Origin of the sequence: Streptomyces sp. DvalAA-43 (assembly GCF_900091725.1) — a bacterium.
Taxonomy (GTDB): domain Bacteria; phylum Actinomycetota; class Actinomycetes; order Streptomycetales; family Streptomycetaceae; genus Streptomyces; species Streptomyces pulveraceus.
The window spans coordinates 82,132-102,003 of record NZ_FMBW01000054.1 but is presented as its reverse complement, the minus strand read 5'-3'; the positions used below and the strand labels follow the sequence as shown (position 1 = coordinate 102,003).

Sequence of the window (19,872 nt, the reverse complement as noted above, 5' to 3'; positions counted from 1 at the left end):
CAACACTCATCATCACGAACCACTTCGATCCAAGATCCGCACCATACCCGGACCGGCCGTCCGCATCTTGTCGCGATCGAAGCCATTTTCGCTGGTCAAACTACATCTGAGCCGTGTACCACCAGCAGACCAAGAATCTTCTGGTGTCGTACTCGCCGAAGAAGCTGGGCTTCTTCCAGACACAGAGAAAGGGCGCCTGACGAGGCAAGATGCCCGTCAGGCGCCCTCCTCGGCGCACGGCTATGCGGTCAGTCGAGATGTGGCCTTACCGCCGGCCGGGGCTGGCGGCTGGTCGGTGGCGGCGTCCCGGCCGTAACCGGAACGCTCGATGCGAGGCAGCTTCATCAGTCGCCAACTGCTCCCGGGCCTATGCGATGTCCGCCTGTTCCGCCGTGGTCCGTGGCGACAGCGGTTATCCAGGTCAGAGGCTTGCCGGGCGGGTGCCTGTCCCTCGACGCACCGGGGCTGGACGGTGGTGAAGCGGGCTTGAGCGGATGGTGCCCGTCGACGGCGCGAGAGGTGCGATCCACGCATCCCGTTCACCCCGGCCCGTAACGAAACCGGTCACAACCGGGACAACTGACCGCCCGTCATCGCCTCGCGCACGCCTGAGAGTATGGGGAGCCACCGCTGCCCCACCTCCTGGAGTACGACATGCCCCGTCGCGATCTCATGCTCCTGGTCTCCCGCGCGTCGGACCGGGCAGCGCCGGGAGAGCCGTTCACCGGGGCCGCCGACGCGTCGGCGGCGGTCGCCGCCGCGTTCGCACGGCCGGCATGCCTTCCGCGGCCGACCGGGCCGGACGCGCTGCCTCACCGGACAGGTCCGCGCCCGGACCACTGACTCGGGATGTCGGACGACCCGCAGCACGCGGCCCGTCGCGCACGCGGTCATCCGCTCGCCCGTTCCTCCCCTCCCCCGGTCGCCGAAACCCTGACGGCCCGCCACTCCCCACGATCCCGGAGACACCGCCATGCCACGCGTCCTCCTCGTCGAAGACGACCCCTCCGTGCGCGAGGGCGTCGAGATCGGGCTGTGCCAGCGCGGGCACGAGGTCCACGCCGCCGTGACCGGCGAGGCGGGCCTCGAGGCGCTGGACGCCTTTCGCCCCGACATCCTGCTGCTCGACCTGATGCTCCCCGCGATGAGCGGCGTCCAGGTGTGCTCCCGGGTACGCGAGACCAGCCAGTTACCGATCATCATGCTCACCGCGCGCGGCGACGACATCGACATCGTCGTCGGCCTGGAGGCCGGCGCGGACGACTACATCGTCAAGCCCGCCCGCACCGAGGTCATCGAGGCCCGCATACGTGCCGTGCTACGCCGCGCCGAGAGCCCGATCGACGCGAGGCCCGCCGTCGAGCACCACGGTGAACTCGACATCGACCGCGCCGGTCACACCGTCCTCAGGTCGGGCGACCCGGTCGCCCTCGCGCCCTCCGAACTGAAGCTGTTGCTGCACCTGTCCGCGGTACCGGAACAGGTCTACAGCCGGCAGAGGCTCCTGAAGGAGGTCTGGGATCACAGTTTCCACAGCGACATCCGCCTGGTGGACGCCTGTGTGCGCCGGCTGCGCGCCAAGATCGAGGATCCGTCCCGCGATCCTCGCTACATTCAGACCCTGCGGGGCTACGGCTACCGCTTCGGTCCGCTGTGAGGATGCCCGGCGCGGCCGCCGCGTTCGGGCTGCGCACCCGGCTGGTGATCGCGTTCCTGCTGGTGGCCGCTGTCAGCGCCGTCACGACCGCCGCGTTGACCTATCGGCAGGCGCGCAACGCGGTTCTCGTGCGTGCGCAGGACACGGCTGTCACCTCCTTCCGCGAGGAGGTCGAACAGTTCGTCCCCCGCCTGCCCCTGGATCCGGATACGCTGCGGTGGGACCTGTACGACATCGCGGCGCGCGCCAAACCACATCCGTGGATCGTCTTCGCCGAGTACGGTTCGCTGCGCGCCTCCTCGGGTGACCGGCCCGTCTCCGGTGTTCTCACCCCGGAACTGCGCCGCACCACGCTCACCTCGGCACACGGCAGCTTCGAGCGGGTCGTCAAGGACGGGAACGCGTATCTGGCCATCGGGATGCCGGTGATGACCCGGGTCGTCGCCGGTGGCGCCGCGGTGCCGAGCGGCCTGGTTCTCTTCGCTGTGATGCCCATGACGAACGAGGACGTGGACATCGACTCCCTGGTGACCGCTGCGCGCGACGGCGCCCTGCCGGGGCTGGCCGTGGCCCTGGTGCCCGCACTGCTCGCGGCGCGCAGCGTGCTGCGCCCCGTCCGTGAACTGCGGCGTGCCGCACACTCCATGGGCGGCGGGCAGCTCGACACACGTATCACCGTACGCGGCCGGGACGAGATGGCCGACCTGGCCAGGACGTTCAACGAGTCGGCGGCCCGCCTCGAACGCTCCGTGGAGGAGTTGCGGGAAGCCGGAGCACGGGCCCGGCGCTTCGCCTCGGACGTCTCGCACGAGTTGCGCACCCCGCTCGCCGGTATGCTCGCCGTCACGGACGTGGTGGACGAGGAGGCAGGGACGCTCGCCCCGAACACCGCTCGGGCGGTGCGCCTGATCAGCGCCGAGACCGGCAAACTCGCTGTGCTGGTGGAGGATCTGATGGAGATCTCCCGTTTCGACGCCCGCGTGGCGGAACTCAACACCGATGAGGTGGACGCGGCGGAGGCCGTGCGCAACACCCTGTCCGGCAGGCAGTGGCTCGGCCGGGTCCGCGCCGAGGTCCCCGACGGCCTGCGTATCCGCCTCGACACGCGCCGCTTCGACGTCATCGTGGCCAACCTGGTCGGCAACGCCCTGCGCCATGGTGCCGAACCGGTCACCGTGCGGCTTTCGGCACGCGGGGACACGTTGATCACCGAGGTGCACGACAGCGGCCCCGGGATCCCACCGGACGCTCTGCCGCACATCTTCGACCGCTTCTACAAGGCGGACGCCGCGCGTTCCCGCTCGTCGGGCAGCGGCCTCGGGCTCGCGATCACCAAGGAGAACGTGCACCTGCACGGCGGCACGATCCACGCGCGGAACGCGGCCGGCGGCGGCGCCCTGTTCACCGTGGAGCTGCCCTTCGACGGGCCCACGTCCGGGAGCGGCGCACCGGACGGCCCGTCACACGCGCACGGTGGCACGGGGCCGGCGGAGAGCCGCGACCGGGCGGAGACCATCGCGTGAAGAAGTCGCCGTTCCGTGGGCGCCGGACGGTCCGACTCGCCGCGTTGCTGATGCTCGCCGGGGGCCCGCTCGTGGGCTGCGGTATCCAGGAGACCGGCGTGATCGAGGCCGGCAGGCCGGTTGTCGCCGATCTGCTTCCTCCGCGCGAGGAACGGATGCTGTTGTTCTTCCTCTCCCCCGACGACGAACTGCTGCCCGTGCCACGAAACGTCGAAGCACCGTGGCAGAACGGAACCGCGGGCTCCGCCAGGTCGGATGACGCGTCGTCCCGTCCGGACAAGTCGCCCGGACGGGACGCCCTCGGCGGTTCGTCTCCGCCGGGCGCGGGGATGGGCGAGTCCCCCTCGCCACTCGCGGCCGTCACCGCCCTGCTCGCCGGACCGGAGAAGGCCGAACGGCGGGCCGGGCTGCACAATGCCGCTTCGCTGACTCGCGCGGCGTCCGCCGCGAACCGGATCGTCATGGGTGACCGCACCGTCGAGGTCATGCTGCGTCTGCGGGTGAAAGGGCTGACCGCCGCCGCCCGCGGCCAGATCGTCTGCACGGCCGCGTTCGCGGCGCAGGCGCAGGGGGCTGTGTCCGTGACCCTGGTCGGGCAGGACGGGCGCCTCGCCTCGGCCGACTGCCCGGTTCGACCGGTCCGGGTGCCGACACGCTGAGCCGTGGCGGCGGGCGGGCGCCTGGCCCGGCACCGGTCGAGGAGCCGGCCTCCGTATCGTGCGGACGAATCGACGTCGTTCCCCGCACCGGCCCCGGGTGGCGGCGGGCACGGGAAGGAGCGGCCCGCCGGAACATCGGTTCCGGCGGGCCGCTCGTCCGGGCTCACCCGGGGCCGTGCTCCGCCCGTCGGACTCCCATCCGGTTGCACGGCACCCCTGGTCGTCGGCCCGGTCTCACCTCACCTGCCGAAGAAGGCGTTGTGGATGGTGACCGTCGACTCGTTGTCGTCCTTGTCGGTGACGACGGCCTTCAGCGAGATCGCCTTGCCCTTCGCCGGAGCCGTCACCGTGACCTTGCCCACCGTGACCGGGACGGGCAGCCACGTGGTGTCGTCGTAGGACACCAGGACCCGCAGGGTCTTCAGATTGGCGCCGGCCGCCGCACCTTGCACCTCGACGGGGACGGTCTGCTTGCCGCCTGCCGGAACGGTGGAGTCCAGCGCGAGCCGCGGCAGGAAGCGGACCGTGGAGACCGGGAGCATGGTCGGGCTCTCGGTGCGGGCCGAGTCGAAGGTCCACGAGGCGTCGATCCGGGTCCCGGTACGGTTGATCTCCGGGTCCCGGTGGATCGTGGTCGACACCGTGTACCTGGCGGGTTCCGACGGCAGCGCGAAGGGCTCCTGGTCGATGGCGACGTCCTTCTTCGCCAACAGCTCACCGTTGCGGTGGACGGTGGTGCTCGCGCCCGAGTACCGGGCGATCCCGAAATGGCCCGCCCCGTCACTGACCAGCGGCAGCGAACCGAAGATGGTGTCGCCGTCGCGCACGATCCCCTCGTTCGCGTTCATCCGCGGCCCCGGTGCACCGACGTTGTAGGTCTCGGTGTACGTCTTCCCCGCCTCGTACCGCCGCGGCTCGTCGAGGCCGTAGAGCGCGTCGAAGTCCCGCTGGCCCGAGGGATCCGCCCCGCCCAGTACTCCCGCGACGATGTTCCAGGCGGCCCCGCCGGCCGTGGACAGGTACACGTTGCGCGTTCCCGGTGCCGGCTGCACGGTGTAGGGGGCGTCGACGCCGCCTCCGTAGTCCAGTATGCCGTGCGCCGCGAGGGCGCCGTCGAGGCCCGGTACGGACGATCCGACCTTCGCCTTCACCAGGGCCATGTCCCCGGGCTTGTAGGTCTTGCTGTATCCGGTGGCCAGTTCCTTGACCGGGCCGCCGGTGAGGACGTTGTACTCGTTGCTGCCCCGCTGCCAGTGCGCGGACCACTGCTGGGCGAGGACGCCGTCGTCCATCTCGGGTCCCTGGTACGCGGTGCGCAGATGGTCGAAGCTGCCGAACTCGCCCCCCTCGATGATGAAGGTCTCGGGTGTGCTCACGGTGTACATCATTCCGGCGCGCGTATAGCGTGCGGCCGCGTCCGGCACCTTGATGTCGACGGGCCGGGTGGTCCGGGCGTCGAGGGTGACCGTGGTGGGACCGGTCACCGAGAACCGCGGGTTGTTGATCAGGTCGATGCCCTTGCCCGGGGCAGCGGGGTCGACCAGCATGTCGGCAGCGAGACTGTAGGTACCTCGCGGCAGTCGGACCGTGGTGGAGCCGGACGAGAGGTCCGGGAAGAACCGACGGCCCGTGGCGGACCCGTCGTAGCCCTTCAGGTCGGCCTGCCAGTTGGTACTGGCCGCACCGTCCCGTCCGACGGTGTTGAACGTGACGTCGTACGACTCGGCCTCACGCTCCACCGATGCCGCGGTGCGCACGCTCCGGCCGCCTCCGGACGCGACGACCGTGACCGAGTACGAGCCGTCGACCGTACCGCCGAGCCGGGTGTCGGCCGTCAGGTCCACGGTGGCGGTACCGCCGGCCGGGACCGTGATCCGCTGTGCCCCGAGGGTGAAGAACCCACCCGGGGCGGGCTTCTCGTCCCCGCCGGTGGGCGCCTCCAGCGACAGGTCCAGCGTCACGTCGGTGGTGCCGCTGTTGCGGTACCTCACCTGCTTGGCGACGGGTGTGTCGTCGGTGTGGGGCCACTGCTGGCTACCCAGGGCGACCGAGGCCGGTTCGGAGACGACCGTCTGGTCGATCGCCTTGTCGACGGCGAGCCGGCCCGCCCCCTGCTGGAAGACCGAGTGGGTGCCGCCCTTGGCCGAGCCCGTCAGGGCCGCCTTGATCTGTGCGCCCGTCCAGGTGGGGTTCTCCTGCTTGAGGATCGCCGCGGCGCCCGCGACGTGCGGGGTCGCCATCGACGTGCCGCTCTTGCTGACGTATCCGGGAGGGTTCTGGTCCGGGGTGCCGCTCGCCGCCGCCGCCGTGATGTTTACGCCGGGTGCGGTGATGTCGGGCTTGACGGCGCCGTCCCCGATGCGGGGCCCGACGCTGGAGAAGTCGGCGATCAGGTCGTCGTCATCGACGGCACCGACCGTCAGCGCCGCGTCGGCGCTGCCGGGGGATGCGACCGTGCCCCGGCCCGGCCCGTTGTTGCCCGCGGCCACCGCGAACAGGACGCCCTTCTCGGCGGAGAGCTTGTCGACCTGGGCTTCCAGCGGGTCGATCCCCGGGGTGTCGGGGCTGCCCAGACTCATATTGATGATGTCGGCCCCCTGGGCGACGGCCCAGTCGACCCCCGCCAGGACGCTGGAGTCGTCACCGTTGCCCTGATCGTCCAGCACCTTGGCGTTGATCAGTCGGGCCCCGGGCGCCACGCCCTTGAACCGGGCGTCCTTGGCCCCCGTACCGGCGGCGATGGAGGCCACGTGCGTGCCGTGTCCAACCCGGTCCCGGGCGTCCGGGGAACCGCTGAAGTTCCGTTCCGCCACCACCCGGCCCGTCAGGTCCGGGTGGGTGGCGTCGATTCCGGTGTCCACGACGGCGATCTTCACACCGGTGCCGTCGTAGGAGCGGGCCCAGGCCGCCGGAGCACCGATCTGGCCGGTGCTGCGGTCGAGCGACGCCTTCCGTACGCCGTCCAGCCAGATTCGCCCGATGCCGGAGGTCGTGGCCGCCGAACCGTCGCCCCGCCGACGAGTCAGCGCGTCCCACAGGGAACCCGCGCTGTCGGCGGTGCTGGTGACGGCGTCGGCATCGAGGGCCGACAGGGTCCGGCGGACGGTGGTGCCGTCGGAGGAACGCACCTCGGCGCGGGCGGACCCGGCCGCCGACCCCCGGTAGCCGACGATCACCTTGAGGCCGGCCCGGTTGGCCTTGAGGCTCGCGGGTTCGGCGAGTCCGGTGATGTCGAACAGCCGCTGGTCCAGCGTGCCGTCGGCGATCAGCCGCCGGGCGTCACGCGGCATCACATAGGTACGGCCGTCGTAGGTACGGGTGAAGAAGGGAATGTCCTGTCTGCCCTTCGCCCGCTGGATACCGCCGACCCTGCCACGGGAGTCCACGAGGACCCGGTCACCGGTGATCAGAGTGACGGTGCGCACGGCCTTGCCGACCGTCCCCGTGCCCTTGGCGACGGCCGGGGATGCCGGGTCCGGGCCGCTGGTCCTCGCCGATGCCGGGCCGGTCATGCCCGCCGTCAGGACGACGGCGGCCGCGGCCACGACGGCATACGCCTGTTTTGATCTTTTACGCAAGATTGCCCCTGCTCAGGAGTGAATCGGGCGGGCGAGGGCCCGTCCCGCATGGGGCGCTCTCGAATACTCGTGCGGCCCCGTGGACTTGAAGTATTCCGGGGGCGCTCGGAGGCACTCAATGATCGTTGTGTAACAACGCCTCACTGGGTGGGGCCCGGCCGGGCCCCATGTGGTGACGACCCGTCACATCCTTCGCGGGCAGCATTCCCTGCGCGGACACATGGGTCGTCCGCGGCCCCGGCGGCGCCCGCTGCGGGCTGTCGGCGTCGGCTTTCACCACGTCATGCGCCGACGCGAGCGGTAGTGCGGTGGTCGGGGCCGTGATGGTGCGTGCCATGGCGTGGCGCGGGGCTTCCTGCCGGTCGGCGGACGCGGCCCGGCCCTGCGCGGCGGTGCGATGGCTGCGCGACGCGTGGTCCGGGAGGTGGTTCTTCGCTGGTCGGGGTGGGCGCCGACAGGCTCGGCGAGTGATCAATATGGCGGTACGTGGTGACAGCGGGGACATCGTGGCTCGCGCCAAAGCCGGAGTGGAGTGGACCGCCGCCTTCGCGGACCTGGACCCGGCGGACTTCCCGATGCTGCGGGCCCTGACTCCGTATGGGGACGCAATGTTCAACCAGCGACAGCTGCCGCTGCTGCTGGTTGAACTCGACCGGCTTCCCGCCACCCGTGGTGGCGCCTGGGTCGTACAGGCCCGCGAGTTGTGCCAGGTCGTCGAGCACGGGTCGCACCTGCACCTGTGGTTCATCGGTGACTGACCCCGATCGGCCGGTCTTCAACTGCCCTGGGACTGCGGCCTACTGACCCACGGCCTGATCGACGCTGTCGGAGCCCATGACCGTGGCGAGCTCGACGGCACGGGCCGTCTTGGCGCGGATACGGACCGCGCCGGCAGGTCCGGCCTTCTTGAGCCAACGCCCGGCTCCCGGACCGATACCCACGAACGCGATCTCCGCTTCCGAGCGCGGCTGCGGTCTCGGCCGGTGAACGCCGCGGCCGCCGGGGTGGTCGGGGCTCTCCAGCCGCGGACGCCGCCGACAATCACAGCGTCCAGACCATCGACCGGGCGTACACGCTGAAGCAGGGCGCACGCCGAAGGTCCCCGGAACCGGGGCCGTCGCCTCCCGCTCACCGCGGGGGATGGCGGCCCCGCTGTCCCGCACAGAAGACAACCGCACATTAGCTCGCATACAGAGCTAAAATGGGCAGATGGCGGCGGGTGATCTACCTGATGAACTCGCCGGACTTCTGCCCCGTATCCAGAGGCTCGCCCGGCGAAGGCTGTGGAGCGGCCAGCCGGCGCCCCGGCTGCGCGGAGCACACGCCGAACTCCTGCGGCTGGTGGCCGCCGAACCCGGCATCCGCGTCTCCACAGCCGCGCACAGCCTCTGTCTCGCACCCAACTCGGTCAGCACCCTGGTGAACCACCTCGTCGCCGAAGGACTGCTGCGACGGGAGAAGGACCCCGGAGACAGGAGGGCCGCGCTGCTGTATCCGACCCCAGCGGGGGTCGGGAAGTTGGGCGACTGGCGCGCCCGTCGCGAGGCGCTGTTCCGGGAACACCTGGCCGGACTCGACGCGGCCGACCGGGCGGCACTCACCGCCGCACTCCCGGCCCTGCACGGACTCGCCGCCTCACTGCGAAGCCAAGGGGATGAGACCGCGTGACCACGGAAACCGCCCCCGCCCTCAACTGCACCGGACTGAGCTACAGCTTCGGCGACTCGAAGGCCGTCGACGGCCTGGACCTGCTGGTCGACGAGGGAGAGGTGTTCGGCCTCCTGGGGCCCAACGGCGCGGGCAAGACCACCACGATGCGCGCGATCACCACGCTCCTGCCCGTGCCGCCCGGCGTCATCGAGGTGTTCGGCCATGACGCGGCCCGGCACAAGATGGCGGTGCGGCGCCTGCTCGGCTACGTACCGCAGCAGCTGTCGGCCGACGCGAGCCTCACCGGCCGGGAGAACGTCCAGCTCTTCGCCCGCGTGTTCGACGTCCCCCGCCGAGAGCGCGCCGCACGGGTCTCCCAGGCGCTGGACGCGGTCGGACTCGGCGATGTCGCGCACCGGCTCACCGCCACGTACTCCGGCGGCATGGTCCGCCGCCTCGAACTCGCGCAGGCACTGGTCAGCGCGCCCCGGCTGATGATCCTGGACGAACCGACCATCGGCCTGGACCCGATCGCGCGCGACAGCGTCTGGGACCGCATCACCGAGATACGGGTCGGCACCGGCATGACCGTGCTGGTCACCACCCACTCCATGGACGAGGCCGACCAGCGCTGCGACCGGCTCGCGCTGATGCACCTCGGCCGACTCCGCGCGCTCGGCACCCCCGCCCAGCTCAAGAGCGAACTCGTCGCCCACCGACGGGAATCGGGTGAGACGGGCCTTCCGCCACCGTCCCTGGAGGACGTCTTCCGCTACCACTCCGGAAGCGGACTGACGGACCCCGGTTCCGCCGCGGAGAACGAGGAGAGAGGAGCGTTCCAAGATGTCCGCCGTACCCGTCGCACCGCGTCCCGCCTCGGCTGAGTCCGGCCCGCCGGATCAGCGCTTCGCGCTGCTGCTGACCCCGCCACCGCCCCGCACCGGCTGGCGCGTCGTACCCGCGCGCGTCACCGCGATGTGTGTGGTCGAAATGCAGAAGCTGCGCCACGACCGCACCGAGATCTACACCCGCGCCGTACAGCCCGCGCTCTGGCTGCTGATCTTCGGCGTGACGTTCTCCCGTATCCACGCCATCCCCACCGGCGGCGTTCCCTATCTCGACTTCCTCGCGCCCGGCATCATCGCCCAGTCCGCCATGTTCATCGCGATCTTCTACGGAATCATGATCATCTGGGAGCGGGACTCCGGCGTCCTCACCAAACTCATGGTCACACCGACACCCCGGGCCGCCCTGGTGACCGGCAAGGCCTTCGCCGCCGGGGTGAAAGCAGTGATCCAGGCCGCGGTCGTCATCGTGATCGCCGCGCTGATCGGTGTCGGCATGACATGGAACCCGTTGCGGCTGCTCGGCGTCGTCGTGGTCGTCGTACTCGCCTCGGCGTTCTTCTCCTGCCTGTCGATGTCGATCGCCGGGATCGTCCTCACCCGCGACCGGCTGATGGGCATCGGCCAGGCCATCACGATGCCGCTCTTCTTCGCCTCCAACGCGCTCTACCCGGTCGCCCTGATGCCCGGCTGGCTCCAGACCGTCAGCAGGGTGAACCCGCTGAGCTACGAGGTCGACGCCCTGCGCGGGCTGCTCATCGGCACCCAGGCCCACCTCGGCCTCGACCTCGCGGTCCTCGCTTTCGCGGCACTGGTCGGCATCGTCGCCGCCGGTTCGCTGCTGGGCCGCCTGGCCCGCTGATCACTACGGTGAGTGCCCCGAAGGCACCGCAGGGCCCGATCAGGCGAGCGGCTGCTGGAGAGCTTCGACGAAGCTCTCGGGCTGATCACGGCGGCGCCGGACAGGGCAAACCTCGAAGGCCGCGCGTCTGCACGGTTTGTTCGGTTCCTGTAGGTCGCGCTTCATGGCCGTGCCGTACGGGCCCCGCAGCGACCGCGCAAGCCTCCGCAGGACCCCGATTGCCGGCCACCGGGGTCCTGCGGACACAGGCAGCCGCCCGGAGCAGGGCACGCTCACGGTACGGCCCGGCCGGGCCGTCGAGGACGAGATCGCCGCAGCCTCCCTGCATCCGAAGGCTGTCGCGCGCCTCAGAACCCCGGGGCGGGGAGGAGGCCCGGCCACCACGGGGGTACACCGCCGGGGCAGTCGTAGGTGGTGCCGCCCCAGAAGAGTGAGAGGGCGCACCAGGAAACGGCGAGGAGCGTCACCGCGAGGGCGAGGGCGTGGAGAAGGGGACGGTTCCCGAGGAGGGCGCCCATCGCCACCCAGTCCAGAAGCAGGACTGCCCAGAGGCCGGGGATGAAGAGCAGGAGCAGGAAGTTGCTGTTGGCCGCGTTGTTCACTCCCGTGTCGCAGGCGTTCCACGCCCTGCCCAGAAGCATGGCCGTGAGCACCGCGAGAGCCAGCCCCACCACCATGCCGAGACATCCATGCAGCCGTCGGTTTCCCATACCTCCCTCCGTTCGTCGTCCGCTCCGGAAAGCACCGGAGCCGCACCGCTCGTCACCGTATCCACCCGCTCCGCGAGCCCTGACCAGTGGAGACTGGCCCGTCCCTTGACGGATGGACCGGTCCCCGGCGGGAGGGTCCGTCGACGGCGGAACGCTGCCATTGTGCCCGGAGACCCTGAACAGCACCTTCTGCGTGGCAGCGTCGCTGCAGGCGGCCGCAAGCACGTCCTGTCAGGTGTTGTCCGTGGGGCTCAGGCACTCGTTCGCCCCCAGGTTCTGCAGGGTGGCGCCCGCCCAGCTCGAACCGGCCCTCCCGAGCCTGGCCGCCCACTGGACCGGCAAGGCCACGCCGACCGCCTGGCGTTGGGTCGACCCTGGTCACGCGCCCCGAGGAGTCGTGGCGCGCTTCTCGACGGTCGAGATCAGGGCCTCGACCGTGGCGTCGAAGATCTGCTCGTCCGTCACCTCGGCGAGTTCGCCACTGAGGCCGGTGATGTGGGGGAAGCGCTGCGGGTCGACCAGCCGGTACTCGCGGTTCCACGCGGAGTCGTCGGCCGCGCGGGCGTCCGCGTCGAACAGCAGGAAGGCGGCCTGCTGACCCACGTACGCGAGGAGCGTGTCCCCGATCATGCGGTAGTGGACGGCGGCCTCGGCCCCCTCCAGGCCGGCTTCCCGGACGGCACCGAGGATGAGTTCGACGACCCGGAACTCGTTGGAGCGGCGCGTGGTCCGGCTCGCCATGGCGGAGCCCACCACCGGGTACTTGAGGGCGACCGCGAGGGAGGCGCCGGCGAGTGCCCGGATGCGGGCCTTCCAGTCGAGGCCCTCGGGGATGGCGTCGAGCGCCTCACCGAGCATGTGGTCGGCGACCGACAGCAACAGCTCGTCCTTGTCGCGGAAGTGCCGGTAGATCGCGGTCGGATCCGCGCCGAGTTCCTCGCCCAGGCGCCGGACGGTGAAGGCGTCCTCGCTTCCGCGGGCGGCGATGCGCAGGCTCGCGTCGATGATCGCGCCGGGCGTGAGCTGACTGCCGGCGCGCTTGCTCCGAGCCTTGGCGGCGGGTGACTTCGGCATGGTACGGCCAGTGTATCGGTTCGGGATCCAGTGTGCGCAACGCTGTTGACAGCACTGTTGCGCTGTCGTTCACTCCTCCTCAACGAACACGTCGGGCGGCTCATTCCGCCCCGCTGGAGGTTGAATCGATGGCGCACAGCAGCGAACGGGCCGACACCGTCTTCGTCGGGGGCCGGGTCTTCACCGGAGCGGGCCCCGTCCCGGTGGACGCCGCCGTCGCCGTCGCGGGCGGCCGGATCATCGCCGTCGCCGACGTGGGTACGGTGCGCGCGCTGACCGGTGCCGGTACGGAGGTCGTCGACCTGGAAGGCGGCCTGCTCGTCCCCGGATTCCAGGACGCGCACATCCACCCCGTGATGGGTGGCACCCAGATGCTCGGCTGCGACCAGAGCGAGCAGACCACCGCCGAGGGCTGTCTCGACGTGGTGGCCCAGTACGCCGAGGACCACCCGGACGTGGCCTGGATCCGTGGCGGCGGCTGGTCGATGGACTGCTTCCCGGGCGGCACGCCCACGCGCTCCATGCTCGACGCGGTGGTACCCGACCGGCCCGTGCTGCTCGTGAACTGCGACGGCCACGGCGCCTGGGTCAACACCCGCGCGCTGGAGATCGCCGGTGTCGACCGGCACACCTCCGACCCGGCCGACGGCCGTATCGAGCGGGAGGCGGACGGCAGCCCGGCCGGCACCCTGCACGAGGGCGCGGTGGAACTGGTGGCCCGTCATGTTCCGGTCGCGACCGAGGACGAGACGTACGCCGGGCTGCTCGCCGCTCAGGAGTACCTGTTCTCACTCGGGGTGACCGGCTGGCAGGACGCCATGATCGGCTCCTTCCACGGCTACCCGGACAATTTGCCCGTCTACCTGCGTGCGGCCCGCGAAGGTTCGCTGCTCGCCCGGGTCGTCGGCGCCCTGTGGTGGGACCGGAACCGCGGAATGGAGCAGCTTCCGGAGCTGGAGGAGCGCCGCCGCATCGGGCGGGCAGGCCGTTTCGCGGCCACCAGCATCAAGATCATGCAGGACGGCGTCGCGGAGAACTTCACCGCAGGGATGCTGGAGCCCTATCTGGACGGCTGCGGCTGCTCGACCGGCAACTCCGGCCTGAGCTTCGTCGAGCCCGGCCTCCTGAAGGAAGCGGTGTGCGCGCTCGACCGCTCCGGCTTCCAGGTCCACTTCCACGCGCTCGGCGACCGTGCCGTGCGCGAGGCGCTCGACGCGCTCGGCGAGGCCCGTGCCGCCAACGGTGCCAACGACCACCGGCACCACCTGGCCCACCTCCAGGTCGTCCACCCCGATGACATCGCACGTTTCGCGGAACTGGGCGTCGCCGGGAACATCCAGCCGCTGTGGGCCGCCCACGAACCCCAGATGGACGAGCTGACCATCCCGTTCCTCGGGGCCGAACGCGCCGCCCAGCAGTACCCCTTCGGGGATCTGCGCCGTGCCGGCGCCCACCTCGCCGCCGGCAGCGACTGGTCGGTGAGCAGCCCCGACCCGCTGTGGGGCATCCATGTCGCGGTCAACCGTGCCGCCCCCGCCCAGGAACTCCCCGAGGGCGAGACGTATCCGCCGTTCTACCCCGAACAGGCACTGACCCTGGCCGAGGCGCTCACCGCGTACACCGCGGGCACCGCCTGGGTGAACCACCTCGACGACGTGACCGGCACGGTCGAGGTGGGCAAGTACGCGGACCTCGTCGTCCTCGACCGTGACCCGTTCACGCGCCCCGCCGACGAGATAGGCGACGCCCGGGTGCGCCGGACGTACGTGGAAGGCCGCCTCGTGTTCGACGCGGACACGACCACGCCCACCGCGTCGACCGACTGACGCCCCCCACGCACTTCATCGAGCCCACCCCGGACGGAGACAGACAGTGCCAACGCAGAGTGCAGGATCCAGACGGCCGACACGGATGCGGGCGGTGCGCCGCGTGGCGGGGACCCTCCTCGCGGCGAGCGCCGTGCTCATCACCAGTGCGTGCAGCGGCACGGCGAACCCGGACAAGGACGCCGACGCCGGCACGTCGTACAAACTGACCAAGCAGACGCCCGCCGCCGCGGGCGACATCGACTCCTTCACCTGGTCGATCTACGCCGAGCCCTCATCGCTCGACTACGCCTATGCCTACGACTACCCGCCGAACCAGATCCTCGCCAACGTCTGCGAGAGCCTGCTGCGCTGGAACCCGGACCTGACGACGTCGCCGAACCTGGCGTCCTCGTTCACCAATCCGACCCCCACCACCTGGGTCTACAAGATCCGTCCCGGCGTGCGCTTCCACGACGGGACCGTCCTCACCGCGAAGGACGTCGTCGCCTCGCTGCGCCGCCACATGGACCCCGCCGTGGGCAGCGCGTGGGAGAACACGTTCCGCAACGTGAAGTCGATCGACATGACCGGGCCGCTGGAAGTCACCGTCAAGCTGACGAAGCCGGACGCGGTCTTCAACCAGGAGATGGCCACCAGCTCGGGAACCATCGAGTCGGCCGCGACGCTCGCCAAGGCGGGCAAGGACTACGGCAGTCCCAAGGGCGGGGTGAACTGCACGGGCCCGTTCTCGTTCGGGTCCTGGGCCTCGGGCCAGTCGCTCACCCTGAAGAAGTTCGACGGCTACTGGAACACCGAGCTGAAGCCCAGGGCGGGCCAGGTGAAGTTCGTGTTCCTGAGCGATGCGACGACCCGCGTCAACGCCTTCCAGAGCGGTGAGGTGGACGGGGGCTGGATGGTCCCGGCCGATGCCTACGACCAGCTCGGCTCGTCCACGGCCGGCAAGCTCTACTACGGCGTCAACAGCACCGTCGCCGAGGAGATCGTAGGCGACCTCAAGGGCCCGCTCGGTGACACCGAGGTGCGCAAGGCCCTGCTCATGGCCATCGACCGCAAGGGCATCGTCAAGGCCGGCGTCGGCGGGATGGGCGAGGTCGCCGACTCCCTCGTCACCGACAACATGTGGAACCAGGCGCCCCCCGCGGACCGCAAGGCCATCATCGAGGACACGCCGCACTACCCGTACGACCCGGCGAAGGCCAAGAAGATCGCGGAGAAGGCCGGGGTGAAGGGGGAGCGGATCGTCATCGCGACCAGCCCCCTCGACTCGCAGACCACGATCGTCGCGCAGGCCGTCGAGCAGGCCGCCAAGGCCATCGGCCTCGACCCCAGGATCGAGACGCTGTCGCCGGAAAAGTACTCGACGCTCTTCACCGACGCCGCCGCCCGCAAGGGAATCGACCTCTTCCTGACCTTCTGGTACACGTCGATCACCGACCCGCTGGATGTGTACGGCTCCCTGGAGACCGGCATGTTCACCAACTACGGCGGCTGGTCGAACAAGGAGTTCGACCGGGCGGTAGAGGACGCCGCAGGCACCTACGACCCGGCCGCGCGGGCCGCGGCGAGCGCGAAGGCGCAGAAGATCGCCCTGCGGGAACTGCCCTGGCTGCCCCTGTACACGCAGCCCACGAGCGTCTTCCTCGGCAACCGGATCACCGGCGTCCAGCCGTCGGTCGCCTACCTCTACTACCCGTGGGCCGCCGAGATCGGGGCCAAGAAGTGAGCCGTACTACCACCCGGGCGCTCGGGGTCCTGAGCCGCCTGGCCGGGATGGCGGCGACCTTGCTGGTCACCTCCTTCCTGGTGTTCTCCTCGCTGTACCTGGCGCCCGGCGACCCGGCGAGCTTCCTGGTGCGCGGGCGCAGCGCCGGCCCCGACGAACTCGCCCAGATCCGCCACCGGTACGGCTTCGACGAGCCGTTCTTCGTCCGGTACTGGGACTGGCTGGGCGGCGTACTGCACGGCGACTTCGGCCGCTCCTACGTCTTCCACCAGGACGTCGGCTCGGTCATCTGGTCGCGGCTGCCGTCCACCCTGCTGCTGATCGCCGCCTCCGCCCTGCTGATCGCGGTGGTCGGTGTCGCGGCCGGCATCGTCGGCGCGCTGCGCCGCGGCACCCGCACCGACTCGATGCTGATGCTGCTGGTGACGGTGGGGGCGGCGGCCCCCGCCTTCGTCGCCGCACTGCTGCTGCGGTCCCTGTTCGGCGTGAAGCTGGGCTGGTTCCCGACCATCGGCAACGGCACCGGCGTTCTCGACCGGCTCCACCACGTCGTACTGCCGGCGATCGCCCTGTCCGTCACGTTCATGGCGATGGTCACCCGGGTGACCCGCTCGTCGATGCTGGAGGAACTGGGCCGTGAGCACGTCGAGGTCGCGGTGAGCCGCGGCACCCCGCGATGGACCGTGATCCGGCGGCACGTACTGCGCAACGCCCTCGGACCGATCGTCACCGTCTCCGCGCTCCTCATCTCCGGAATGCTGGTGAGCACCTCGATCGTGGAGACCGCGTTCGGCATGTCGGGCGTGGGATCCCTGCTGGTGACCTCGGTCAACCAGATGGACTTCCAGGTGGTGCAGGCGATCGTGCTGCTCGTGGTTGCCGCGTTCGTCGTGGTCAACTTCCTGGTGGACCTGGTGCATCCGCTGATCGATCCGCGGGTGGCGGCAGCGGGGAGTGCACGATGAGCGCCCCGATGGCGGGACTGACCCGCGGACCGGCCGCCAGGCTGCGCTCCCTGGGGGGCAGCCGGCTGGAGAACCTGTGCCTGGGCCTTCTCGTCCTGTTCGTGCTGGTCGCGGTGTTCGCACCGTGGCTGTCACCGCAGGACCCGACGTACGGAGAGCTGGGCACGGGGCTCGTCGGCCCGAGCGCCGACCACTGGCTGGGCACCGACCAGGGCGGGCACGACACCTTCTCGGCCCTGGTCGAAGGAAGCCGTACGAGTCTGGTCGGACCGCTGCTGGTGGTACTGGTATCGACCGTCGCCGGCATCGCCATCGGCCTGTTCTCCGCGTGGCGGGGCGGCTGGGCCGACACCGTGATCGGGCGACTGCTCGATGTCGTCTTCGCCTTCCCGGCGCTGCTCGTCGCGATTCTCGCGGTGGCGGTCTTCGGCAAGGGGATGACGGCGCCGGTGATCGCCATGTCCGTGGCCTACATGCCGTACACCGCACGCCTGGTGCGCGGCCTCGCGATGCAGGAGCAGGCCAGGCCGTACATCGCGGCCTACCGTGTGCAGGGGCACTCCGCCCTGTACGTCGCCGTCCGCAGGCTGCTGCCGAACATCGGCCCGACCGTGCTCGCCCAGTCCACCGTCAACTTCGGCTACGCACTGCTCGACCTCGCCGCCCTGTCCTTCCTGGGCCTGGGCGTGCAGGCGCCGACACCGGACTGGGGCGCCATGATCAACCAGTCCCAGGCCGCCGTCCTGCGCGGCCAGCCGCTGTCCGCGGTCGTGCCCGCCGTCGCCGTCGTGGTGGTCGTCGTCGCCTTCAACATCGTCGGGGAGAACGTCGGCGACCGGCTCGCAGGGAGGAAGACCTGATGGCGCTGCTGGAGTACGAGAACCTGAGCATCGCCCTGCCCGGCACGGCCCGGCCGGTACTCGACGGCATCGACCTGACCGTGTCGGCGGGTGAGATCGTCGCGCTGGTGGGCGAATCCGGTTCCGGGAAGTCGGTCACCGCACGGTCGGCCCTCGGGCTGTTCCCCACCGGGGCCGACCTCGACGGCCAGGTGCGCGTCGACGGAACGGAGGTGGTGGGCGCCGACCCGGCGGCCCTGCGGTCGATCCGTACCGGCACGGCGTCGATGATCTTCCAGGACCCACGGGCAGGCATCAACCCGGTCCGCCGCATCGGCGACTTCCTCACCGAGTCGCTGCGCGTCAGCAACGGCTGGGACAAGGGCCGCGCCAACGCCCGCGCCGCCGAACTGCTCGCCGCGGTCGGACTCCCGGCCCCGGAACGGCACTTGCGCCAGTACCCGTACGAGCTCTCCGGCGGCATGCTGCAACGCGTCATGATCGCCGGAGCGCTCACCGCCGGGCCCCGGCTGCTGCTCTGCGACGAGCCGACCACCGCGCTCGACGTCTCCACCCAGGCCGAGATCATGGCCATCCTCGGGCGGCTGCAGCGCGAACGCGACCTGGGCATGCTCCTCATCACGCACGACATCGAACTCGCGGCCGCGGCCTGCGACCGCATCTACGTGATGTACGCCGGCCGGATCGTCGAGACCGCTCCCACCGCACAGCTCTTCGAGACACCCCGCCACCCCTACACCGCGGGCCTGCTCGGCTCGTCGCCGCCCCTCCAGGCCCCGGACGGACCGCCCGTCCGGCTCACCCCGATCCCGGGTTCCCCGATGGGGCTGCTCGACTCGGCGCCCGGCTGCTCCTTCGCGGCGCGCTGCCGCCTGGCCCGGCCCGGGGTCTGCGACCGGACAGCGCCGCGGCTGGAGCGGCACGGCGAGGCACTGGTCGCCTGCCACCTCGCGGAGGAGTCACTCACCTCCGTGGACAACACTGCTACAAGGGAGGGCAGTTGACCGTCGAGAACAGCGCCCGCACACTGCTCCGGGTCAGTGGGCTGCGCAAGACCTACCGGACCGGCAAGACGGAGGTCGTCGCCGTCGACGGTCTGTCGTTCTCACTGCAGGCCGGCGGTGCCCTGGGCATCGTGGGGGAATCGGGCTCCGGCAAGACGACCACGGCCCGGATGCTGATCGGCCTCGAACGCCCCGACGCCGGACAGATCCTCGTCCAGGGTGAACCACTGGCCCCGACCGTACGCGGCAGGGCGGCCCGGCTCGCCCGTGCCAAGGCGGTGCAGATCGTCTTCCAGGACCCGTACCTCTCGCTGGACGCAAGGATCACCATCGGCGCCACCATCGACGGAACGCTGCGCCTGCACGGTCTCGCCGACCCCGCCACCCGGGCCGCCCGGATGCGGGAACTCCTCGCCCAGGTGGGCCTCGGGGAACGGGAGGCGGCGGCCCTGCCGCGCGAACTCTCCGGCGGTCAGCGTCAACGCGCCGCCATCGCACGTGCGCTGGCGGTCGAACCCGCGGTGCTCGTACTGGACGAGGCGGTGTCCGCGCTCGATGTCTCGGTCCAGGCGCAGGTGCTCAACCTCCTGTCGGACATCCGCCGCGACACCGGCATCGGCCTGGTCTTCGTCAGCCACGACCTGGCCGTCGTGCGGTACGTGTGCGACGAGGCGCTCGTCCTGTACCGGGGCCGCACCATGGAACACCGCCCCGTCGCGGAGCTGCTCTCCGACCCCGGACACCCGTACACGCAGCTGCTGCTGGCATCCGTTCCCCGGCCGGACTGGGACCCCGACTCCATCAGCCGACGGCGCAGGGAACTGGATCCGCCGGCGGCAGAAGGCGCCGGCTGACGGGGCCGCCACGGCCCGCCCGCCCGGCTCCACCCGTCCGGCACCGGCCCGGCAGCCCACCCTCAGGCCGCCGGGCGGG

At 70.8% G+C, this 19,872-nt stretch carries 17 protein-coding genes; 13 read left to right on the top strand and 4 right to left on the bottom strand.

The window, feature by feature from the left end:
* The first annotated feature begins 973 nt into the window (after nt 1–973).
* Genes GA0115234_RS22265 through GA0115234_RS22255 form a run of 3 tightly spaced genes read left to right on the top strand, consistent with a single transcriptional unit; the run spans nt 974 to nt 3,839 of the window.
* The gene (locus GA0115234_RS22265) at nt 974–1,657 is read left to right on the top strand and encodes a response regulator transcription factor (RefSeq protein ID WP_093544372.1); all 684 of its coding nucleotides are present in this window, start codon (nt 974–976) and stop codon (nt 1,655–1,657) included.
* A gap of 2 nt (nt 1,658–1,659) precedes the next feature.
* Nucleotides 1,660–3,180 (top strand): sensor histidine kinase, encoded by a 1,521-nt coding sequence (locus GA0115234_RS22260; protein ID WP_093544370.1) that lies wholly within the window; start codon nt 1,660–1,662, stop codon nt 3,178–3,180.
* The gene (locus tag GA0115234_RS22255) at nt 3,177–3,839 is read left to right on the top strand and encodes a hypothetical protein (protein ID WP_093544367.1); all 663 of its coding nucleotides are present in this window, start codon (nt 3,177–3,179) and stop codon (nt 3,837–3,839) included. Before GA0115234_RS22260 ends, GA0115234_RS22255 begins: the two co-directional genes overlap by 4 nt.
* Before the next feature lie 239 nt (nt 3,840–4,078).
* Here the strand turns inward: GA0115234_RS22255 and GA0115234_RS22250 are convergent, their stop codons facing one another.
* Nucleotides 4,079–7,417, bottom strand: a complete 3,339-nt coding sequence (locus GA0115234_RS22250) for a S8 family peptidase (protein ID WP_093544364.1) — start codon at nt 7,415–7,417, stop codon at nt 4,079–4,081.
* A gap of 476 nt (nt 7,418–7,893) precedes the next feature.
* Between GA0115234_RS22250 and GA0115234_RS22245 the strand changes: the two genes are divergently transcribed.
* Nucleotides 7,894–8,175, top strand: coding sequence for a hypothetical protein (locus tag GA0115234_RS22245; RefSeq protein ID WP_202554054.1), 282 nt, complete (start codon nt 7,894–7,896; stop codon nt 8,173–8,175).
* 39 nt (nt 8,176–8,214) lie between these two features.
* Here the strand turns inward: GA0115234_RS22245 and GA0115234_RS42385 are convergent, their stop codons facing one another.
* On the bottom strand, nt 8,215–8,358 hold the full coding sequence (locus GA0115234_RS42385) for a hypothetical protein (RefSeq protein WP_161275637.1): 144 nt from the start codon (nt 8,356–8,358) through the stop codon (nt 8,215–8,217).
* Nucleotides 8,359–8,626: 268 nt separating this feature from the next.
* On the opposite strand from GA0115234_RS42385, the gene GA0115234_RS22240 reads away from it, so the two are divergent.
* Genes GA0115234_RS22240 through GA0115234_RS22230 form a run of 3 tightly spaced genes read left to right on the top strand, consistent with a single transcriptional unit; the run spans nt 8,627 to nt 10,774 of the window.
* Nucleotides 8,627–9,085 carry a MarR family winged helix-turn-helix transcriptional regulator gene (locus GA0115234_RS22240; protein ID WP_093544358.1) on the top strand — a complete coding sequence of 153 codons (459 nt, stop codon included), beginning with the start codon at nt 8,627–8,629 and terminating at the stop codon, nt 9,083–9,085.
* Nucleotides 9,082–9,951, top strand: coding sequence for an ABC transporter ATP-binding protein (locus tag GA0115234_RS22235; protein ID WP_093544355.1), 870 nt, complete (start codon nt 9,082–9,084; stop codon nt 9,949–9,951). Before GA0115234_RS22240 ends, GA0115234_RS22235 begins: the two co-directional genes overlap by 4 nt.
* Nucleotides 9,911–10,774: an ABC transporter permease gene (locus GA0115234_RS22230; RefSeq protein ID WP_093544352.1), complete on the top strand. Its 864-nt coding sequence runs from the start codon at nt 9,911–9,913 to the stop codon at nt 10,772–10,774. The genes GA0115234_RS22235 and GA0115234_RS22230 overlap by 41 nt, the downstream gene beginning before the upstream one ends.
* Nucleotides 10,775–11,121: 347 nt before the next feature.
* Here GA0115234_RS22230 and GA0115234_RS22225 read toward each other — a convergent pair whose 3' ends face one another.
* On the bottom strand, nt 11,122–11,484 hold the full coding sequence (locus tag GA0115234_RS22225) for a hypothetical protein (protein WP_093544349.1): 363 nt from the start codon (nt 11,482–11,484) through the stop codon (nt 11,122–11,124).
* 378 nt (nt 11,485–11,862) lie between these two features.
* Entirely contained in the window at nt 11,863–12,558 is a 696-nt protein-coding gene (locus GA0115234_RS22220) for a TetR/AcrR family transcriptional regulator (RefSeq protein ID WP_093544346.1), read from the bottom strand.
* A gap of 128 nt (nt 12,559–12,686) precedes the next feature.
* Between GA0115234_RS22220 and GA0115234_RS22215 the strand changes: the two genes are divergently transcribed.
* The 6 genes from GA0115234_RS22215 to GA0115234_RS22190 all read left to right on the top strand — a co-directional run bounded on the left by GA0115234_RS22215 (nt 12,687) and on the right by GA0115234_RS22190 (nt 19,793).
* Nucleotides 12,687–14,384 carry an amidohydrolase gene (locus GA0115234_RS22215; protein ID WP_093544343.1) on the top strand — a complete coding sequence of 566 codons (1,698 nt, stop codon included), beginning with the start codon at nt 12,687–12,689 and terminating at the stop codon, nt 14,382–14,384.
* A 103-nt stretch (nt 14,385–14,487) separates the two neighbouring features.
* On the top strand, nt 14,488–16,110 hold the full coding sequence (locus tag GA0115234_RS22210) for an ABC transporter substrate-binding protein (RefSeq protein WP_256088767.1): 1,623 nt from the start codon (nt 14,488–14,490) through the stop codon (nt 16,108–16,110).
* Nucleotides 16,107–17,075, top strand: a complete 969-nt coding sequence (locus GA0115234_RS22205) for an ABC transporter permease (protein WP_256088766.1) — start codon at nt 16,107–16,109, stop codon at nt 17,073–17,075. Before GA0115234_RS22210 ends, GA0115234_RS22205 begins: the two co-directional genes overlap by 4 nt.
* Nucleotides 17,072–17,935 (top strand): ABC transporter permease, encoded by an 864-nt coding sequence (locus tag GA0115234_RS22200; RefSeq protein WP_093544334.1) that lies wholly within the window; start codon nt 17,072–17,074, stop codon nt 17,933–17,935. The genes GA0115234_RS22205 and GA0115234_RS22200 overlap by 4 nt, the downstream gene beginning before the upstream one ends.
* The gene (locus GA0115234_RS22195) at nt 17,935–18,939 is read left to right on the top strand and encodes an ABC transporter ATP-binding protein (RefSeq protein WP_093544331.1); all 1,005 of its coding nucleotides are present in this window, start codon (nt 17,935–17,937) and stop codon (nt 18,937–18,939) included. Before GA0115234_RS22200 ends, GA0115234_RS22195 begins: the two co-directional genes overlap by 1 nt.
* Entirely contained in the window at nt 18,936–19,793 is an 858-nt protein-coding gene (locus tag GA0115234_RS22190) for an ABC transporter ATP-binding protein (RefSeq protein WP_093544328.1), read from the top strand. The genes GA0115234_RS22195 and GA0115234_RS22190 overlap by 4 nt, the downstream gene beginning before the upstream one ends.
* The last annotated feature ends 79 nt before the right edge of the window (nt 19,794–19,872 follow it).